Raw genomic sequence first — 21272 nt, forward strand, 5'->3', positions numbered from 1 at the left:
AAAGAGGCAGAAGTTCTGCGGTTCCACTCTTATTTATACTTTATATTTTATATCGGTATTACCCGTTCGGATTTATCATCCGCAGCTCAAGGACGGTTTTCAATATCAAAAACATTTGAATGATTTCAGCCAATGTCATTCAATCTCTTTGAAGTTGATATGATATTTACTTTTCCCTTCATTGCCTACAATATTCAGTTTTAATATATTATATAATCCAATAAATGTTTTGTCAACAGCACATGAAATAAGAGGAAATATTAAACCTTCCATGACCTTAATCTTAATATTTCCTCAATTCATTGAGAAGGCATAAATTACAACCATGGCAAATAAATACCCTTTCACAAAAAACTTTTTTAATTGTTTCGATTATTTCTTTATTCCTTATGTTCTTTACGGAATGTATAAATATTTTTTCCGGTGCTATCGAAATTAACGTGCTTAAAAGCATATCCTCATCGCTCAATTCCCCTCCATTAAACTCTATCGAAATATCCTTTAATAATTCTTCTGTTATAGGTTTATCGTTACTGTCAAAAAACCTGAAGGTTCCATCATCTTCAACAACAACATTTAAAACATCTATTTTGGAATCCTGCAGTTCTACAAAATAGCGAAGCAACCCAAGAAACTCATTATATTCTTTCTGTATAATAAATTCATCTACTGCTCTATTGGCTATCTCATTTAATTCCCCAATAAAATCCCTCAATCTGAAATTTAAAAACCCCTCAATATTTACCCGATTATTGTACTTTAAAAAATCCAGAAGAAGCAAATATATTTCTTCCTTTTTAATTAATTTAAATGTATCTCTATTTATATCATCATCAAGAATATCATTTGCTATTTTGATTATCTGCTTTTGTTCTTCTTCATCAAAGTAATAGTAATATTTTTTTATAATATTTTTTATTACCTTTTTATCTAACTGATTTACTATAATATCAGAAATAACATCTGCAACATATTTCTTGATTTTATATATATATTTAACAGACTGTTTATCTTCAAGGCTAAAATTATAAAATACAATCTGTCCGCAATCATTTAAATTTACTGCTACATTAATCCCTTCTTTATTCAAATTCCTTAAACCATACTCTATGAATTCACTGTTAACACTTACAGCATTGGGAATCCCAATTGAAAGTAATTGCATCTATATAATCACTCCCTTCGTTAGTAGTATGTGTTGAAAGTCGTTTTTTAGTTAAGTGGAATAATGGAACCAATGTCTTTTATTTGGAATGGTGTTAAATATATAATTTTTTTGTTTTTAAAAGTTAAAAAATCTACAATTTTTTTATAATCATTATGATAACTTAATTTACCGGTTATGCAGAATATATTTTTTGAAATAAGACCTGCCGCTCCTCCTATAAAGCCATATTTGAAACCTTCAAGCATAATATTGCCAGGTTCTATTAAAAGGCAGTCAAAGCCATATTTATCTGCTATCTTATATATACCATAATCAGAGGTAATAAAACTAAATTCGTCAATAATAGCCATATTACACTTTGTATACCCTTGATTTACATGAATAAATTTAACTCCTTTATTTTCAAGCATCTCCCTTAAAACAGGGTCTGTATATTTTAAATTGTGAAAAGCATAACCGCCCAGCCTTGCTACATTATATGCTATATTGCCAGGATAGTTTCTATTTAAATTACTTTGTCCTAAAATCGTATTTAATTTTAATTTTTTTAAGTTGAAAATTAAATCAACACTAACATTGGGAGCAATAACTACTTCACCATCACCTGCATTATGCAGAATTATATCAGGATGATATGATATGGCGTCATATAAAAATTCATTTTTCCCCGTATATATTGTTTGTATTCCAAAATTATTCAATACATGTCCGATTAATTTTTCTCTGCCATCGATTAAAACCGTTTTTACTTTTTTGTCCGGTATATAAGGATCCTTAAAAAACACATGCCTCACCTTCAAAAAATTAAGCATACATCATGTATGCTTTACTCTTTCCTTTGGTCTTTTAAAAATTTACTGCCCTTCATTGTTTTAAGCTTTCTTTTCAACTCTGTAGCTACTTCACTTATCTGAAGCTCATTTTGAAATTTTCTGTATTCATCTGTTACAACTGCTATAGATATTGACACAAATGGGTATTTGTTTTTTTCGCCTCTTCGTCCTATGGCTTCGATATATCCTCTTTTTCTATCCTTTTCATCGTAAAGATTTTTTATCTTTTCATCGAAGTTTTTTATTATATATTGACATATATCTTCAACCTTATCCGGTGTTGTTACAATTATAAAGTCATCCCCACCTATATGTCCTAAAAAATCATTTTGATTGCCTGCCAAATTTATACTTTTAGATAAAATTCCTGCTGTCATGGTTAATACTTTATCTCCTCGTGCAAATCCATAATAATCGTTGTATTCTTTAAAATTGTCCAAATCTATATACATAACGGCATAGGGTTCACCTTTTTTAATCCGCCTTTTCATTTCAAATTTTATATCAAGATTTCCCCTTAAACCTGTAAGTGGATTTGCCATTCTGTTATGGTCTATTCTCTGAAAAAGATTTTTAACCCTTATTATAAATTCCTTTTCATTAAAAGGTTTTATGATATAATCATCTGCTCCAAGTTCAAGACCATACAATTTTTCATTAAAGTCATCTTTTGATGTTAAAAGTATAATCGGTACCATTAAGTTTTCCTGGTCATTTCGTAAAATCCTTAATATATCAAATCCGCTCATTTTCGGCATAACAATATCAAGTATAACCATATCGGGCAGATTCTTTTTGTAAATGCCCAGCGCTTCTTCCCCATTTTCCGCTTCATAAACAATATATTCTGCTTTTTCAAGTGTATCTTTTAAGATTTTTCTGCTAAGTCTATTGTCATCTACTATTAAAATACTTTTTTTACACACTGTATATCCCCCGAAAATTTATTTGTAATATATTATATTATATATTTATCTAAGTTACCACTGTTAAAACAAATAATTTTTATTAACGAATAATTATATCTTATCTGATTTTTTGTTTCATCTTTTTAATCGGGATATTAGCCCGCAATGCAGGGACATATGTATCATTGTCTTTCTTTTCCCTTGTTATTTCTACATCTAATCCTTCTTTATCTATATCAACATAATTCGAAATAACATTTATTATTTCTTCCTTCATTAACTCAAGAAACTTCGGTGAAATGTCAGACCTTTCATGGACAAGCAAAAGCTGCAGCCTCTCCTTAGCCACATTTTTACTGTTATTCCTGTTCCTAAACGGTTTAAACAAATCCATAAACACATCTCCCACCTTCATCTATTTGATGCCATTTTAAAAAGATTTTTTAATTTGTCAATAAAGCCTATGTTTGTATCAAGATTTATAAGAGGCACATCTTCACCAAGCAATCTTGCAGTTAAATTTCTATAAGCCTGACTAGCTAAGGATTTATCATCTGTTACAATCGGTTCTCCCTTATTTGTAGATATTACGATATTTTCATCATCTGGAATAACGCCAATAAGGTCAATAGCAAGAATATCCATAATATCTTCAATATTCATCATATCACCGCGTTTTACCATATCCATTTTTATTCTGTTTATTACAAGCATAGGATTGTTTATTTCGGAAGCTTCTAAAAGCCCAATTATCCTATCTGCATCTCTAACTGCAGATACTTCCGGTGTTGTCACAACTAATGCCTTCTCTGCCCCCGCAATTGCATTTTTAAATCCCTGTTCAATGCCAGCCGGACAATCAATCAGGACATAGTCAAATTCTTTTTTTAATTCATCTGTTAGTTTTTGCATCTGTTCAGGATTAACTGCTGTTTTATCTCTGGTTTGAGCAGCAGGTAACAGGTAAAGCCCTTCAAACCTCTTGTCTTTTATCAAAGCCTGCTTTAATCTGCACTGTCCTTCAACAACATCAACAATATCATATACTATTCTATTTTCCAAACCCATAATTACATCAAGATTACGCAGCCCTATATCTGTATCTATAAGCACCGCTTTGAAACCTTTCATAGCAATATATGTGCCAAGATTTGCAGTAGTCGTTGTTTTCCCAACACCACCTTTTCCAGATGTTATAACTATAACCTCTCCCATTATATCACTCCATTCTCGATTCTTCTTATTGTATATTTTACTATATTATTCCACATTAGTAAAGTGGTTTTACAACTATTTTATTTTTCTTTATTAATGCAATTTCAGGATAATTAGTATTACTAACATTATCTGGAGACCTCGAAATTACATTGTTTATCCTAAGCTGCATCGCATTTATTTTCGTCGCTGCAATAACCGCTTTATCATTTCCGGAAAAACCTGCATGTGCAATTCCCCTTAATGCTCCAACTATAACTATATTGCCTGATGCTTGTACTATTCCACCAGGATTTACATCACCCAGAACCACAAGATTGCCATAATATTTTATTATTTGACCAGACCTCACAGTACCGCTGTGAAATTTAGTCATACCCTCTTCTAAGCCTTCAAACACCGTATTTTCTCTATTCACATTTTTAAGCCGCCGTTCCTGTATTTTTTTTATTTTTACACTGATTCCATATTTATCCATTATATATTGCAATAATTCGTCTATCTGAGCCTGACTTATATCTAGGCTTTTTACTTTAACTGTTAATTGCGCGCCTTTAAAAAATGTTAATGAATGCTCGATTCTATTTACTATTTTTTCTTTCAGAGAGTCAATATCAGTACAATCTTCTGCAATGATAACAAGTCCTTCCTTTGTACCCTTTATTTTAAAATAATCACTTAACATTGAGTTTTTCCTCCCGAAAATATCCTTTATATTTATATATTCTTCATAAGTTTCGTAATTCCTTCAAAAAATAACAAAAGAAGATAAAAAATATCCTCCTTTGTTATTAAAAAATTAGTGTCCGGAAGTATTATCTGACTTTTGAGTGTTATTAAACCCAAAATATGCATCGAATATACCCCTTGCTACAGCTGCCGTATATGCTCCTGAACCACCTTGATAAATAACTGCTGCAACCGCGATCTTCGGTTTGTCATATGGAGCAAATCCAACAAACCATGCATAATTAGCCATCGTTTTTACATTATTTGAACCTACTTCAGCCGTACCTGTTTTTCCTCCTACTTCAATCGGGAAACCATTAAAAGCCTCACTGGCAGTACCCCCTTGCTCTGTAGCGCCTTTCATTCCAAGTTTTATTGCATCAATATATTTCTCAGGTATATCAATCTTTTCTAAAACCTGAGGCTTTTCTTCCTTTACAATTTTCCCGTCGGGTGCAACTATTTTGTCGATTAAATGAAGCCTGTATCTTGTACCTCCATTCACAAGCATTGAAATATAACTCGCTATTTCAAGCGGGGTAAACTGGTTATCCCCTTGACCTATTGAGGCACTGCAGGTATCTGTCAAACTCCAGTGCCCGGCAGAATACATTAATGACCATAACTGCTGCTGAAGCTTCACATCTTTTATCCCCATTTTTTTAAGCTCTAAAAATGTATTATAGTCACTTAAATTGCCGCTATCAATTATTTGTACTATTTTATCATATTGTTCTTGGGTTATCTTTCCCTTTGGATTATTGTCGCTCTTTACAAATGTCTTAAGAATTCCAAGATTATAATCCCTTTTAAATTGCGGGCTTGCAATCGTTCCTTTTGCTTCATACAATTCTATTCCTGTTTTTTGGTCAAGCCCCAGTTTATGTGCATATTCTACTATTTTGTTTATACCCATTCTTCTGCCCATTTCGTAAAAAAAGGTATCAACTGAATATTTAATTGCTTCACTAACATTAACCCATCCCTGTGTTTGACCATATTCCGCATATAGCCAGTTTTTCTGTCCGGTATATGGATATATACCGGGGTCTAAATATTGCTCATCAACTGTTGTTGCACCCGACTCAAGTGCAGCTAATGCTGTTGCCATTTTAAAGGTTGAACCGGGGGGTGCTGCTCCTTGTGTTGCATAATTAAATGTAGGGCTTGGATCTATTGTAGCATTCCTGTTTTTAAACAGCTCATTTATTACATTTTGTGGTGGATTTCCGGTTGCAAAGATATTCGGATCATATCCGGGTATACTGGCAAGCGCAAGTATTTTACCTGTATTAACATCAACAACAACCGCTGCTCCAATATTAGCAGGCAGAGGTTTCCCCGTAACAGCATCGTATTTAGATCGGATATTTTCCATCGTTTGCTGCAATGATTTTTCTGCTGCTTTCTGTATATTTTTATCAATTGTTAAATATACTGTATCTCCAGGTTTAGGAGGTATCTCATTTAGTTTTTTTATCAGCCTCCCTAAACTATCAACTTCAACCTGCTGACCTCCATCTTTCCCCTTCAGGTATTTTTCTAAAAGTCCTTCAAGACCTGAATGCCCTACAAGATCTGTAAATCGGTAATTATTCATATTTAACGTTTTTACATCATCTTCTGTTATTCGCCCAATATATCCCAACGTTTGAGATAAAAGAGATTGGTACGGATAATATCTTATAGGTTTTATGTTAATCATGATACCTGGCAAATTAAGATGGTTTTCTTCTATTTCAGCCACTGCTTGCTGATTAACATCTACTGCTATCTCAACCGGCTGATATTGATTATACCCTTGTTCAACCATAAGCTCTCTAATTGCCATAACTTTTCTCATATCCTGCAAAGATAATTGCGGGGATATATTAAAGTTTTTCTTTAAAAAATTCCATGCCTCATCCGCCGAAGCGCCTTCCTTGATATTATTGTTTTTCTTCCATAGTTTTTCCCTTGATATCAGTGTACTTGAAGAAACATCACCTTCATCTGGATTTTGAAAATTAAAATATGGTTTGCCGTTATTGTCCAAATAAATAGGAAGGTCATCTTTATATTTAATATTATTCTTTTCCAATATATTTACAACCCTTAATATCACGTCATTTATATTTGCATCAACAACAGCACTTTTTAAAATTTCAACGGAAAAACTCGGCTTGTTTGTTGCCAATTTTACACCATTCTTATCAAGGATATTCCCTCTTGGTGCATCAATAGGTATATTCCTTATTGCCTGTTTAATGGATTGTTCGCGGAAATAATCTCCTTCAATTAATTGAAGATAAATTAGCCGGGAAATAAGTAAAACTAAGATTATAATAAGTACCCACCCAAAAATGTTAAATCTTTTCTTCAAATCTTCACTCAAGGCTATCATCCTTTAAATATCAAAAAAAAATATTTTTGTATCTTTAATATAATTATTCAACTTAACAATATATCTAAAAATAAATATTGTTATTATGGAATTGTAAATTGCCTGTATTAAGACAATATCTAAAAAACCTTTTATAAAATTAATATCGTATTTCATCAGTATCATGGAAAATATAATTATTAAATTATACAATAGAGTCCCTATTAATACAAAAACAAAAGCAACAAATGTATTATCTCTAAACACATTTGTACTTAGAACACCAGCAATATAACAAACAATTAAAAGAGCAAGCGTTTCAACACCTATTGCATTATTATATAAAATGTCCTGTAAAAGACCTCCAAAAAGGCTTAGAATTATCCCTTCAGTTGAGCCGTTTAACAATGCAAAACATATTATCAAGATTAGAACTATATCAGGCTTAACACCAAAAATAGTTATGAATTTAGAGAATGTAGCCTCTAAAATAATCGCCAAAATAATTAATAGGTATTTATATAGGATTTTCATATATTCTACTTCCCTGTATCTTTCATATTCATTACAATTTGAACAAACTCTAACCTTTCAAAATCAGCCTCCGGCTTTATAACAGCTTCTTTAAGCAATTCTGCTTCCTGACTTTTTACCTGTTGTACTTTCCCTATGATTAATCCACTGGGATATATACTCATATCTGATGTTGTTATAATATCACCAATGCTTATTTTAGAATCATTTGGAATATATATCATCTTTAGATTGCCATTGCTATCTCCTCTAACAACACCATTATCTCGGGTCTTAACATCAACAGCGCTTATTGAACTATCCATATCTATTATGGATAAAACTTTAGACCAGTTTGTTCCGACATCGGTAATCGTACCCACAAGATTACCCTTTTCATCTAAAACTGTCATCTTGGGTTTGATTCCTTGATTTGACCCGATATCGACATTAAAAGTATCAAACCAGTTGCCCGGATTCTTGCTTATTATATTTGCCGGTTTAATAACAAGATCCGTATTTTTATCTTTAAAATTTAAAATATCCCTCAATCTGTTATTTTCATTAATAAGCTCCTGCATTCGTATATTTTCTCTTTTTATCTTTTCAACTTCCTTTTCCAACAAGGCATTTTTCTCTCTTAACGTCCCTATTTGTTTAATAGATGTAAAAAAATTGCTTATATAATTTTCTGCTGAATAAAAAACCTTTTGCACCGGTGAAAAAATACTGCCCACAGCAGACTCGACTATTGTAACATTTCTCCCACTTCCATAGGTGTTAGCCATGGCATAAATAAGTGCCACAGCTATTACAACAACCATAATAAACTGTTTGTTTTTAAAAAATCTCGGCACCCTACCACTCCTTTCGGCTTAATCTGCTTGTTGAGGTTAAAACCCTGTTGAAAAGTGAACTTTCTTCAAGAATTTTACCTGTTCCTAAGGCTACACAGTTTAAAGGCTGGTCAGCTATTTGTACAGGCATACCTGTTTCCTGTCTTATAAGCTTATCTATACCGCTTAATAATGCTCCACCACCTGTAAGCATAATACCTCTATCCATTATATCAGCAGAAAGCTCTGGAGGAGTTTTCTCAAGAGTCATTTTTATAGCCTCAATTATGCTTGAAACAGGGTCCTTTAAGGCTTCTAATATCTCTGTTGAGGTAATCTTCAATGTTTTAGGAAGTCCAGACACTAAATCTCTCCCCCTTATATCCATCGTTTCCTCCTTTTGTTTCGGAAAAGCAGAACCAATCTGAATCTTTACTTCTTCGGCAGTTCTCTCGCCGATCATAAGATTATATTCTCTCTTAATATAAGTAATGATGGCTTCATCCATCTCATCACCGCCAATCCTCAAAGACTTGCTTGTAACAATACCGCCGAGGGAAATAATTGCAACATCCGTTGTTCCTCCGCCTATATCTACAACCATACTCCCTGTAGGTTCTTCAACAGGAAGCCCTGCACCAATTGCCGCCGCCATAGGTTCTTCAACAGTATGCGCCTCTTTTGCACCTGCTTGCAATGAAGCTTCAATAACAGCCCTCTTTTCAACCTCTGTTACACCTGATGGAATACCAATAATAACCCTTGGTTTAAATAAGCCTTTCCTTGGATTAACCTTTCCTATGAAATGATCCAGCATCATTTTTGTTATGTCAAAATCTGCAATAACTCCATCTCTCATTGGTCTTATTGCAACTATATTGCCGGGTGTCCTGCCAACCATCTTCTTTGCTTCTGCACCAACCGCAAGAACCGTATGAGTATCGTTTTTTATTGCAACTACCGATGGCTCACTCAATACAATCCCCTTACCCTGTACATAAACCAATGTTGTTGCGGTTCCTAAATCTATTCCTATATCCTTAGAAAATCTCTTCATTTATATTAAACCCCTTCCTTAATTTTCAAAATTATAATAACCTTTTTCCTTCAAACTAATACCTATGCCGTCACCAATAATAATATGATCTAAAACCTTAATTCCTAAAATATTCCCACTTTGTGTAATTCTTTTTGATACTTCTATATCTTCATTGCTTGGAGATGGATCACCGCTTGGATGATTGTGAACCAAAATAACTGATGATGCAGTTCTCTCGATTGCAGCCTTAAACACTTCTCTCGGATGCACAATAGACGAATTAAGACTGCCTATTGAAATAGTATCCACTGCAATGATTTTATTCTTCACATTTAACATAACCACCTTGAAGTATTCTTTTTTTAAATAACGCATTTCATCCATCATTAAGCCAATAATGTCATCAGGTTTTCTTATAGCTATGCTTTCATTATATCCTGAAAGTGCTATCCGCCTTCCTAATTCTAACGCCGCCTTTAATTTTGCTGCCTTAGCCTTACCTATACCTTTTGTTTCGGAAAGTCTCTCTACGCCGGTATCGATTATATATTTTAGTCCTCTGCCTTCTCCGATTAATCTTTGAGACAATAATATTGCACTTTCATCTTTATTGCCCGTACCTATAATTATAGCTATGAGTTCAGCATTTGACAATACACCAGATCCGTATTTAATAAGCCTTTCTCTTGGTCTATCATCTTCAGGCAAATCTTTTATGGTTATACCTGAATCCTCTCTCAATTCTTTCCCTCCTTAAAGCAGTTCTATACCAAAGTTCTTTGACATCATATCTGACAGTTTTGATAACGGAAGTCCAACAACATTAAAATAGTCACCATTTATCTTGCTTACAATCAAGGAACCGTAGCCCTGAATTGCATATGAACCGGCCTTATCAAAGCACTCGCCTGTTTTTACATATCGCCAGATAATATCATCATTAAGTTCTTTTATATATACATATGTTACTTCATAATCAGATATCAATTTTAAATCACTTGAACTGACCAATGATATGCCTGTATAAACCGAATGACATTTACCGCTTAGTCTTTTAAGCATTTTATATGCCTCAAATTTATCTTTGGGCTTCCCAAGGATATTACCATTTATTTCAACAGCAGTATCTGCTGCAATTATCAAAGCATCATCCTTAAGACTTTCAGCAACACTTAAAGCCTTCTGTTTTGAAAGGTTCATCACCAATAAAGATGGCTCGGTTTCTTCAGAAATTTCCTCTATATTACTTGAAACAATTTCAAAGTCAAGTCCTATCCCTTTCAATAATTCTCTTCTTCTTGGGGAATTTGACGCAAGAATAATTCTCAATCTGATGTTCATTCCTTTCGTTTTCTAAAAAAACAATTTCACACCGCTTACATTTTATAATAAGCATACAAAGCTACAATTATTCCAGCAACAGTGCCAACATTTATTTTAAATGATAGCATAAAAGAAAGTTTTATTACATTTAAATTCAGCATCATAGGACTGCTCATACCTATTACCTGTTGAAAAGACAGCTGTTTCACAAAATTGCCCAAGTAATCGCCAATGAATCCACCAAAAATTAGCCCTATCATCAGCAAAAAAAACAGTGTCCAAGGACCTTTACTTCTCTTCATTTTTCCACTCCTTTAAATATATTTTATCACTTTTCTTTTGTATTTTAAACTTAATTCTTAATAAATTATATCATATTTTATATATTTTTTGATACAAAAATATTTATGTATTAAATGGAATATCTCTATCTGTTATATCTAATAGAATTAACTATATTATTATATTTTCCTATTGCATTCCATAAGGCTTTTTGAGATATCCCATAAGCATTTCCATCATTTAAATCAATCGAAAACATAACCTTTTTTAAATCCTCAAGCATATTATTTTCTATTGATTCCAAGCCGTCTATTATCTTATCAGTATTGTTATTATTGTTTTGCTTCTTAATTGCCTTCAAAGATTTTTCAATATTTGTTTCCAATGTGTTTATTCCGCTTTTGTCAGGATTTCCTATTGCTATCTTATATGATATTGCCGATAATGCCTCGAGGTTACAATTAAAATCATATAAATATTTTTTCAAATTTGAAATATCTTGCTTTTGTCCCTTCTCATAGTCTATTTTATATAAAGGACCCTTAATCAGAGATAAACTGCATTTTATTCCGCTTTCATCTAATCTTTTTGCGATATCACCAGCATTTTCCTCATTTAAAAAATTCCCTGCAAACACAATGTATTTATCACCGGTTTTATTAACATCCGCATACATGCCATTCATCGCAATAAGACTCAAATTATACCTTGCATCATTTTCATCCTTGTATTCTCCCGTCTTTAACTGATAAAAGTTTAAAGCAGGCAATTCTAAAGTGTATTTATCAGAATAAAGATTTCCGCTCATTTTGACTATATATGGTCTTATAAAATATTGTGTCAAAAGAAATCCTATTAAAATTGATGCAACAGGTATTAAAACTACAATTGCAATAATTTTGAAATTATTTTTTTTATTTTTTCCCTCTGCCTTTGTTTTCACTATCATCACCCATAGTTATATTCTACATAAATATTTAAAATCCTTTTTTATTTTAAATATAGGACAAATTTCCTATTTTAAAATAATTAGCAGGAAAAACAAATTTTATGTCGAATATATATGATGAGGTGGTAATCACATGGATTATATTAATAATTTAATCATAAGCAAATTAAATGAGATACAGTCACGACTTCCTGTCTCAATAAATTTAATAAGCAAAAACAGCAATATTTCTTTTAAAGAAGTCCTTGATGAATTGTATCCGGAGAAGTCCATAAGTACAAATGATATTAATCATACGTCAAAGGCGGATAACAATAGAAATACAGCTATAAAAAATAAATCCGCCTTAATGGAAGAAATAAATAAATATGTCATTCAAGCCTCCCAAAAATATGGAGTCGATTCTAATCTGATAAATGCCATTATAAAAGCAGAATCAGATTATAATCCAAATTCTGTTTCTAAAGCCGGTGCTGTAGGTCTTATGCAGCTTATGCCTTCTACTGCTGATTTTCTAAGTATAAATAATCCATTTGATATAGAACAAAATATTGATGGTGGTGTTAGATATTTGAAAACCCTAATAACTAAATACAATGACCTGCCAAAGGCTATTGCAGCATACAATGCCGGTCCTGCCGCTGTAGACAAATATAATGGAATTCCCCCATATAATGAGACAATTGACTATGTTGGCAAAATCCTAAATGCCTTAAATATACAAAGATAAGAAGACTTTGAGGAAAAAATCCTTTAATCAAAGCCTTCTTAATTTAATCATCTATTTTTTGCACTTTTATATCTTTGCTGTGAATTCAATATCTTTTTTCTTATCCTTATATTCTTCGGGGTGACTTCCACCAATTCATCATTTTCTATAAATTCTAAAGCCTCTTCAAGTGATAATTCACTTGCCGTAGAAAGCCTTAAAGCCTCATCTGAGGTTGCTGAACGCATATTTGTCACATGCTTCTTCTTGCAGACATTGACATCTATATCTTCATTTCTTGCATTTTCACCAACTACCATACCTTCATATACTTTTGTGCCAGGTCCTACAAAAAGTCTGCCTCTGCTCTCAGCATTATACAGACCATAGGTTGTAGTTATACCTGATTCAAATGCAACAAGTGAGCCTTTAAGCCGTATAGGTATTTCACCTTTATATGGTTCATATCCATATAATATAGATGTCATAATACCATTTCCTTTAGTATCTGTTAAAAATTCCGACCTATATCCAATAAGCCCCCTTGTAGGTATTTTGAATTTTAACCTTAAGGTTCCCGGTTTTAATGTGTGCATATCCATTAATTCTGCTTTCCTCGAGCCAAGCTTCTCCATAACAATACCCATAAAATCTTCTGGAACATCTATTGTTAAAAGTTCAATAGGCTCATTTTTCACTCCATTAATTTCCTTCATTATTACGGATGGTTTTGAAACCTGCAGTTCGTATCCTTCTCTCCTCATCGTTTCAATCAATATTGACAAATGTAGTTCTCCGCGTCCGGATACCTTAAATGCTTCTGTTGTTTCGGTTTCCTCAACTTTAAGTGCAACATTTGTTTCAAGTTCTTTCATCAGCCTATCTCTTATATGCCTTGATGTAATATATTTCCCATCTTCACCTGCAAAAGGACTTGTATTAACCCCAAAAGTCATAGATATCGTTGGTTCTTCTATATGGACAAAATCAAGCGGTTCAGGATTTTCTATATCTGCAATTGTTTCGCCAATCTCAATATCGCTAATACCGGAAACTGCAACTATATCACCAAGTAAAGCCTCATTTACCTCTACCCTTTTCAAACCTTCATACTGATAAAGACTGCTTATCCTTACATTCTGAACAGTTCCATCTCTCTTACAAATTGCAGCAGTTTCACCGGCTTTGATATGCCCTCTTATGACTTTACCTATTGCAATCCTGCCAATATAATCATCATAATCAAGGGTCGTTACTATAAGCTGTAACGGTCCATTTAATTCACCTTTTGGAGCAGGGATTTCCTTAAGTATCGTATCAAAAAGTGGTCTTAAATCAGAAGACGTATCCTCCAATTTCAATTTTGCTATTCCTTCTCTTGCAGAGGCATATACAACCGGGAATTCAATTTGCTCATCATCTGCCCCAAGTTCAATAAACAAATCCAATACCTCGTCAATTACCTCATCAGGTCTTGCATCAGGTCTATCAATTTTATTTATTACCACAACCGGCTTTAGATTTAATTCAAGTGCTTTACTTAGTACAAATCTCGTCTGAGGCATCGGTCCTTCATATGCATCAACAAGCAACAAAACCCCATCCGCCATTTTCAATACCCTTTCAACTTCACCGCCAAAATCTGCATGCCCCGGTGTATCTACAATATTTATTTTAACACCTTTATATTTAATTGCGGTATTCTTTGAAAGTATAGTAATACCTCTTTCCCTTTCAAGTTCGTTTGAGTCCATTACCCTTTCTTCGACCTTCTCATTCTGCCTGAATATACCGCTCTGTTTAAGCATTCCATCAAGTAAAGTAGTTTTTCCATGATCTACATGTGCAATTATCGCCACATTGCGTATTTCTTCTCTTATTGAAACCATAAATTTTTTATCTCCTTCCGCACAGGACATTCCTGTATACAACATATAATAATATATTAATCTAATAAAATAGTCAACAAACAAATAGGATTAAAAAAAGTGCCAAATGGCACTTTTTTTAATCCTATTTGTTATTTAACCCTTCTTGCAGCAGCAAAGTTTTTATAATAATAACCGGAATCAATACGGCTAATCATTACCTTCCCTCTGCCTGAAGAACTATGTATAAATTCTCCATCGCCTATGTATATCCCTGCATGATTTATTGTATAACTTCCTAAAGTGCGGAAAAATACAAGGTCACCTGGAGCAAGGTTATTAAAATCGACCATTGTACCTACTGTTGCTTGTTCATCAGCAGTTCTTGGTATTACAATACCAAATTGCCCAAAAACATATTGTGTAAAACCGGAACAATCAAAACCATTGGGAGATGAACCTCCATAAACATACCTTGTCCCTAAAAACTGTTTGCTGTATTCTATAAGTCTTGTAGAAAAACTTCTGTCAATATTCCCTCTCGATGAATTGCCACCTGATGATTTCAATGAAAGATATTTCCCAAAAATCCATCCTTCACTGCCATTTGAAAGCCTGATATGGTACCATCCGTTATCCTGTCCTAAGACGGTTACTGTATCATACCAGTTTAATTGTGTTATAACTTCATATGATGTACTATTGCCTGTCCTTATGTTCACGTAATTGCCTGTTACTATTCCACTGCCAAGTTCCCCGGCATATACATATGTGAGCATTGAACCTCCGATAAGTGTCATGCCAAAGACTGATACTCCAAATATCAATTTCCCAATCTTCTTATTCACTGCAAAATCTCCTTCCTTTTTTGCCTCCGAAGTTAGTTGACGGGTGCGGGATTAGAAGGCATCCCTACTGCAAAAGCAGATTAACCCCTTAAGTGTTTCCTCCGTACCTGTATGGATTCGGCAAGATTGCAAATTTGTACAAGCTTTACTATTTTATTATATCAAAGATTATTTTATAAGTCAATCTGACGTACTCCCCGGATAGTGTCAAGATACTGTAGGATATTTTTTTTAAAGACAACCCCTGAAATTGCTTAAATCAAGGTTTCCATGCATTATGTGTTTTTTATATCACTTTTTCATATTTTATTGCTTTTAAAATTCTATATATTGGTGTTACTTTGCCCATATCCAACACTGTAATATTGTTTATTTGTTCTTTTGTATACGTTTTAGCTCTCTTTACTGCCTCTTTTATTTGCTTCTTTGTTAATTTATAACCTTCATTGTTGTTTTTGCGCTTTTTACGCCATTCTACTTCTCTTAAATTGCCTCCATTTTTCTTAAATACTCTTAATTTTGCCATTAGCTTTAATCCTTCTCTACTCCATCCTAATGGATTCCTGCTTAACCTGTCTGAAAATACATGACTTATATGCCCTTCTGCACTGCACCCTATTACATCCTCATCTTCTTTGTATATTTTTATCCCTTCCCAGTTGTTTAATATGTACTTCTTTACTTCTCTTATTTTCTTCTTCTCTTGCTCTGTTTGTGCTATTTTTGATAGTTCATTAAATGCCTCTTTTAATTCTTTTTCATTCCCTTCATTTATTGCTCTCCATATCCTATCTCTATATCTTGCTTCTCTTGATGTTGCTGTGAGTATGTATTTGTTTAAATGATACCTGTCTAGGAGTCCACTCGAAATCATCAATCACAAATTAACAAATATGTTATTGAAAACCATATAATTTACAATAAAAAATACTCCTGAACACATATGAAATAAGCACTTAAGAGCTATTTTTATGATATAATATAAATAATATAATAAGAAAAATGTGGTGATAAAAATGTTAGGAAAAGCAGACAGACAAATGTCATTTTCAGATTATTGGTTACTTGGAAAAATTTCTGAAGATAGTTATTATCATAGATTAAGAACATGGGTATTTAATAATCTTAATGAAGAAATGTTTCAGCCACTTTTCTCATACTATGGCAGAGAATCCATATCTCCGGTATATACATTTACAGCGATGCTGATACAATTTGAAAAAGGATATTCTGATCGTGAAATGGAAGAAGAATCACGATTCGATGACAGAATTAAATATGCATTAACCGCACCACGGGATTTTGATGGAATAGATGCAGTAACATTATGTGATCATAGAAAAAGACTGTTTAACAGCGAAATAGGAAAAGAAATATTCATTAAAACAATTAGTCAGGCAAAAGAAGTAGGACTGTTTGATAAAGACAACTTACACATAATAGATTCATTCATGATTTGGGGTTCCTGTGCCAGACAAGATACTTACACTATGATATACCAAGGGATAAAGATGGTTCTCCGTTTCATGAAGTTTTACGAAATGGAAGATGAATCGAAAAAAATACTGAAAAGAACAGATTATAAAGAAAATATCAAAAAACCCAAAATAGCATGGGAAAACGAAAAAGAAAAAGCAAAATTACTCGAAGAACTTGTTAAAGATGCACTATCACTCGTAGAAAATATAAAAACAAAAAAAGATATAAAAGATGATTTAAAAAAAGCAATTGAATTATTAGAAAGAGTAGCATTACAAGATGTTGAAATAACAAACGACGGGCATGTAAAAATGATAAAAGGAACAGCAAAAGACAGAATAATATCAGTAGTAGATGATGAAATGCGCCATGGAAGAAAGACCTCATCGAAATTATCAGATGGATACAAAGCTGAAATTATAACAGGAGGAGAAAAAGGCTCAGTAGTAGTAGGAATAGAAGTTGATGGAGCAAATATAGCAGATGGAGAACATATGAGTGATCTTATAGAACAAAGCCGAAGAAACGGCGTTGATATAGATAAACTGTATGGAGATTGTGCATATAGTGACTTTGAAGAAATAGAAAAAAGGAAAGAAGAAGGAACAGATTTTTGCATTAGAGTGCCGGAAGCAACAAATCCAAGTGGAGGATTTTCAAAAGAAGAATTCAAAATTGATTTAGAAAAAGGAACAGTAGAATGTCCCAATGGACATATAAAACAATTTGATACTGAAAAAACACAAAAACATGAGCAAGTTACAGTGAAATTTAGAGCAGAAGAGTGTAATGATTGTCCGCTAAAAGACCAATGTACAAAATCAAAAAAAGGGAGAACAATAAATATACATCCGTATGAAAAAGAAATACAAGAACAAAGGGAATATCAAAAAACAGATGAATTTAAAGAAGACTATGCAAAAAGACCGAATGTAGAAAGAAACATATCAGAACTTACCAGGCATGGCGGACGTAAAGGAAGGTATAGAGGAAAATTAAAAATAAGATGGCAAATGATAATGGTAGCAATAAACAATAATATCAAAATAATAACGAAACATATTTCTAAAATTTGTAATAGACAAATTAAGAAGGTGGAAGTCTGCCCAAAAACGGCTTAAAGAATGGTTAAGGATATTAAAAATAGCAATAACAGGTCAATAAAGCCATAATATACATATTAAAATCAATAACAAAATCATATATATTTCTTTGAATAGAGATTATTCTGATAATTTATGCGATGATAAAAATTCTTAACCGGCAGATAAGTTATTTTCGAGTGGACTCCTAGGAGTCCACTCGAAATCATCAATCACAAATTAACAAATATGTTATTGAAAACCATATAATTTACAATAAAAAATACTCCTGAACACATATGAAATAAGCACTTAAGAGCTATTTTTATGATATAATATAAATAATATAATAAGAAAAATGTGGTGATAAAAATGTTAGGAAAAGCAGACAGACAAATGTCATTTTCAGATTATTGGTTACTTGGAAAAATTTCTGAAGATAGTTATTATCATAGATTAAGAACATGGGTATTTAATAATCTTAATGAAGAAATGTTTCAGCCACTTTTCTCATACTATGGCAGAGAATCCATATCTCCGGTATATACATTTACAGCGATGCTGATACAATTTGAAAAAGGATATTCTGATCGTGAAATGGAAGAAGAATCACGATTCGATGACAGAATTAAATATGCATTAACCGCACCACGGGATTTTGATGGAATAGATGCAGTAACATTATGTGATCATAGAAAAAGACTGTTTAACAGCGAAATAGGAAAAGAAATATTCATTAAAACAATTAGTCAGGCAAAAGAAGTAGGACTGTTTGATAAAGACAACTTACACATAATAGATTCATTCATGATTTGGGGTTCCTGTGCCAGACAAGATACTTACACTATGATATACCAAGGGATAAAGATGGTTCTCCGTTTCATGAAGTTTTACGAAATGGAAGATGAATCGAAAAAAATACTGAAAAGAACAGATTATAAAGAAAATATCAAAAAACCCAAAATAGCATGGGAAAACGAAAAAGAAAAAGCAAAATTACTCGAAGAACTTGTTAAAGATGCACTATCACTCGTAGAAAATATAAAAACAAAAAAAGATATAAAAGATGATTTAAAAAAAGCAATTGAATTATTAGAAAGAGTAGCATTACAAGATGTTGAAATAACAAACGACGGGCATGTAAAAATGATAAAAGGAACAGCAAAAGACAGAATAATATCAGTAGTAGATGATGAAATGCGCCATGGAAGAAAGACCTCATCGAAATTATCAGATGGATACAAAGCTGAAATTATAACAGGAGGAGAAAAAGGCTCAGTAGTAGTAGGAATAGAAGTTGATGGAGCAAATATAGCAGATGGAGAACATATGAGTGATCTTATAGAACAAAGCCGAAGAAACGGCGTTGATATAGATAAACTGTATGGAGATTGTGCATATAGTGACTTTGAAGAAATAGAAAAAAGGAAAGAAGAAGGAACAGATTTTTGCATTAGAGTGCCGGAAGCAACAAATCCAAGTGGAGGATTTTCAAAAGAAGAATTCAAAATTGATTTAGAAAAAGGAACAGTAGAATGTCCCAATGGACATATAAAACAATTTGATACTGAAAAAACACAAAAACATGAGCAAGTTACAGTGAAATTTAGAGCAGAAGAGTGTAATGATTGTCCGCTAAAAGACCAATGTACAAAATCAAAAAAAGGGAGAACAATAAATATACATCCGTATGAAAAAGAAATACAAGAACAAAGGGAATATCAAAAAACAGATGAATTTAAAGAAGACTATGCAAAAAGACCGAATGTAGAAAGAAACATATCAGAACTTACCAGGCATGGCGGACGTAAAGGAAGGTATAGAGGAAAATTAAAAATAAGATGGCAAATGATAATGGTAGCAATAAACAATAATATCAAAATAATAACGAAACATATTTCTAAAATTTGTAATAGACAAATTAAGAAGGGGGAAGTCTGCCCAAAAACGGCTTAAAGAATGGTTAAGGATATTAAAAATAGCAATAACAGGTCAATAAAGCCATAATATACATATTAAAATCAATAACAAAATCATATATATTTCTTTGAATAGAGATTATTCTGATAATTTATGCGATGATAAAAATTCTTAACCGGCAGATAAGTTATTTTCGAGTGGACTCCTAGTACAAATCTTGATTTTGGTATCCATTCTATCCCTTCTTTTATCCATCTTGCTCCGTCTCCTGCTATGTATATCTTCTCTATTTTCTCTTCTTTGTAATTGTCATTTATGTAATTTGCTACATCTATCCATATGTCTTCTGGCTTTTGATCTACATATGCTTTGTAATAGATATTCTTTAGTTCAGACCTACCGTTCTTTTTTTCTTTGCCTTCATGTATGTATACAAGTCGTGGCATTTCTTTTCTCCCGTCTTGTAAGGATACGTGGTCTTCATCTGCTTCTATGTATAATACTTTTACTTCTTTCTTTTCTTCTATTTCTTTTTTTACTTCTACTTCTCCTATCTCTCTTATTGTATTTAATACTGTCTGCCTGCTTAATTCTACTGGACTTGCTTCTTTACTGCTTTTTTCATAGGATTCTTCTGTCGCCTTTTCTACTATCTTTACTTTTACTCCTTCTTCTACTCTCTCATGTCTCTCTATCCCTAATGCGTCATCTGTCAAGTATGTATATCTACCATCTTCTTTTGATTTGTAATATGTCCTTTTATATTTTATTTCTCCTACTGTTGTTATTAAAGTCTTTTCATCTTCTCTTTCTACTACCCATTTCTCTTTCCTTCTCTTGTCTTCTTTTATTATCTTATCTAATTCTTCTATAATTGCTACTATTGTTTCTATACCTAATTTGTCTACCATTTCTCTAACTTTTAATGAAAGTTCTGTTATATCCATCCCTTCTTCTAATAATTTTTTAAAAATTTCCCTTACATTATTGATGTAATTAGTTGCATTTTGTAGTATAATATCTTCAAACTTAATTTTTTTCACAAGAGACACCCCTTTCATGTTTTTTGTTTTTCCAAAATTCTATTTTATCACAGGGGTTGTCTCTTGTCTTTTATCATCTAAAAATCCTACGATAATTTTACACTATGTACTCCCCGTCACAAGTGACGGGGCTTTCTGCTAAGCTTTTGGTAAATATTTATTTCCG

General features: G+C 32.6%; 20 protein-coding genes, 2 pseudogenes and 1 riboswitch. Of the genes and pseudogenes, 3 read left to right on the forward strand and 19 right to left on the reverse strand.

Annotated elements, in window-relative coordinates:
- Positions 1–135: 135 nt before the first annotated feature.
- From AC0LWJ_RS06030 to AC0LWJ_RS06100, 15 genes are all read right to left on the reverse strand, one after another.
- Positions 136–273 carry a hypothetical protein gene (locus AC0LWJ_RS06030; protein ID WP_503031408.1) on the reverse strand — a complete coding sequence of 46 codons (138 nt, stop codon included), beginning with the start codon at positions 271–273 and terminating at the stop codon, positions 136–138.
- Positions 274–283: 10 nt separating this feature from the next.
- Positions 284–1165, reverse strand: coding sequence for a putative sporulation protein YtxC (gene ytxC, locus AC0LWJ_RS06035; RefSeq protein WP_474238648.1), 882 nt, complete (start codon positions 1163–1165; stop codon positions 284–286).
- Positions 1166–1212: 47 nt separating this feature from the next.
- A complete protein-coding gene (locus AC0LWJ_RS06040; protein WP_474238651.1) occupies positions 1213–1953 on the reverse strand; it encodes a DUF6873 family GME fold protein in 741 nt (246 codons plus the stop codon).
- Positions 1954–1994: 41 nt separating this feature from the next.
- On the reverse strand, positions 1995–2927 hold the full coding sequence (locus AC0LWJ_RS06045; RefSeq protein ID WP_474238654.1) for a GGDEF domain-containing response regulator: 933 nt from the start codon (positions 2925–2927) through the stop codon (positions 1995–1997).
- A gap of 100 nt (positions 2928–3027) precedes the next feature.
- Positions 3028–3303: a cell division topological specificity factor MinE gene (gene minE / locus AC0LWJ_RS06050; protein ID WP_474238657.1), complete on the reverse strand. Its 276-nt coding sequence runs from the start codon at positions 3301–3303 to the stop codon at positions 3028–3030.
- A gap of 17 nt (positions 3304–3320) precedes the next feature.
- Positions 3321–4124, reverse strand: coding sequence for a septum site-determining protein MinD (gene minD, locus AC0LWJ_RS06055; RefSeq protein ID WP_474238660.1), 804 nt, complete (start codon positions 4122–4124; stop codon positions 3321–3323).
- Between the two features lie 55 nt (positions 4125–4179).
- Positions 4180–4809, reverse strand: coding sequence for a septum site-determining protein MinC (minC, locus tag AC0LWJ_RS06060; protein ID WP_474238663.1), 630 nt, complete (start codon positions 4807–4809; stop codon positions 4180–4182).
- A gap of 114 nt (positions 4810–4923) precedes the next feature.
- Positions 4924–7236, reverse strand: a complete 2313-nt coding sequence (locus tag AC0LWJ_RS06065) for a penicillin-binding transpeptidase domain-containing protein (protein WP_474238665.1) — start codon at positions 7234–7236, stop codon at positions 4924–4926.
- A gap of 3 nt (positions 7237–7239) precedes the next feature.
- Positions 7240–7749, reverse strand: a complete 510-nt coding sequence (gene mreD, locus AC0LWJ_RS06070; protein WP_474238667.1) for a rod shape-determining protein MreD — start codon at positions 7747–7749, stop codon at positions 7240–7242.
- Positions 7750–7754: 5 nt separating this feature from the next.
- Positions 7755–8585 (reverse strand): rod shape-determining protein MreC, encoded by an 831-nt coding sequence (mreC, locus tag AC0LWJ_RS06075; protein WP_474238669.1) that lies wholly within the window; start codon positions 8583–8585, stop codon positions 7755–7757.
- 1 nt (position 8586) lies between these two features.
- A complete protein-coding gene (locus tag AC0LWJ_RS06080) occupies positions 8587–9621 on the reverse strand; it encodes a rod shape-determining protein (protein ID WP_474238671.1) in 1035 nt (344 codons plus the stop codon).
- Positions 9622–9639: 18 nt separating this feature from the next.
- Positions 9640–10344, reverse strand: coding sequence for a RadC family protein (radC, locus tag AC0LWJ_RS06085; RefSeq protein WP_474238672.1), 705 nt, complete (start codon positions 10342–10344; stop codon positions 9640–9642).
- Between the two features lie 12 nt (positions 10345–10356).
- A complete protein-coding gene (locus tag AC0LWJ_RS06090) occupies positions 10357–10932 on the reverse strand; it encodes a Maf family protein (RefSeq protein WP_474238687.1) in 576 nt (191 codons plus the stop codon).
- Positions 10933–10979: 47 nt separating this feature from the next.
- On the reverse strand, positions 10980–11228 hold the full coding sequence (locus AC0LWJ_RS06095; protein ID WP_474238674.1) for a DUF4321 domain-containing protein: 249 nt from the start codon (positions 11226–11228) through the stop codon (positions 10980–10982).
- Positions 11229–11353: 125 nt separating this feature from the next.
- A complete protein-coding gene (locus AC0LWJ_RS06100; protein WP_503031409.1) occupies positions 11354–12157 on the reverse strand; it encodes an SPOR domain-containing protein in 804 nt (267 codons plus the stop codon).
- 133 nt (positions 12158–12290) lie between these two features.
- On the opposite strand from AC0LWJ_RS06100, the gene AC0LWJ_RS06105 reads away from it, so the two are divergent.
- Positions 12291–12887 (forward strand): lytic transglycosylase domain-containing protein, encoded by a 597-nt coding sequence (locus AC0LWJ_RS06105; protein ID WP_474238677.1) that lies wholly within the window; start codon positions 12291–12293, stop codon positions 12885–12887.
- A gap of 47 nt (positions 12888–12934) precedes the next feature.
- Here AC0LWJ_RS06105 and typA read toward each other — a convergent pair whose 3' ends face one another.
- The 3 genes and pseudogenes from typA to AC0LWJ_RS06120 form a co-directional block, all read right to left on the reverse strand.
- Positions 12935–14755: a translational GTPase TypA gene (gene typA / locus AC0LWJ_RS06110; protein ID WP_474238679.1), complete on the reverse strand. Its 1821-nt coding sequence runs from the start codon at positions 14753–14755 to the stop codon at positions 12935–12937.
- Positions 14756–14886: 131 nt separating this feature from the next.
- Complete coding sequence (locus AC0LWJ_RS06115; protein ID WP_474238680.1) at positions 14887–15582, reverse strand: C40 family peptidase; 696 nt, start codon at positions 15580–15582, stop codon at positions 14887–14889.
- 6 nt (positions 15583–15588) lie between these two features.
- Positions 15589–15715: riboswitch (cyclic di-AMP (ydaO/yuaA leader) on the reverse strand.
- Positions 15716–15868: 153 nt separating this feature from the next.
- Positions 15869–16441 (reverse strand): annotated as a pseudogene (locus AC0LWJ_RS06120) (UPF0236 family transposase-like protein); the annotation flags it as partial.
- Positions 16442–16598: 157 nt separating this feature from the next.
- On the opposite strand from AC0LWJ_RS06120, the gene AC0LWJ_RS06125 reads away from it, so the two are divergent.
- Both AC0LWJ_RS06125 and AC0LWJ_RS06130 read left to right on the forward strand, forming a co-directional pair.
- Positions 16599–18182 carry an IS1182 family transposase gene (locus tag AC0LWJ_RS06125; protein ID WP_503031410.1) on the forward strand — a complete coding sequence of 528 codons (1584 nt, stop codon included), beginning with the start codon at positions 16599–16601 and terminating at the stop codon, positions 18180–18182.
- A gap of 333 nt (positions 18183–18515) precedes the next feature.
- Positions 18516–20099: an IS1182 family transposase gene (locus tag AC0LWJ_RS06130; RefSeq protein ID WP_503031405.1), complete on the forward strand. Its 1584-nt coding sequence runs from the start codon at positions 18516–18518 to the stop codon at positions 20097–20099.
- Positions 20100–20269: 170 nt separating this feature from the next.
- Here AC0LWJ_RS06130 and AC0LWJ_RS06135 read toward each other — a convergent pair.
- Positions 20270–21124 (reverse strand): annotated as a pseudogene (locus AC0LWJ_RS06135) (ISLre2 family transposase); the annotation flags it as partial.
- Between the last annotated feature and the right edge of the window lie 148 nt (positions 21125–21272).

Source organism: Aceticella sp. 75b-Ac, from assembly GCF_056032965.2.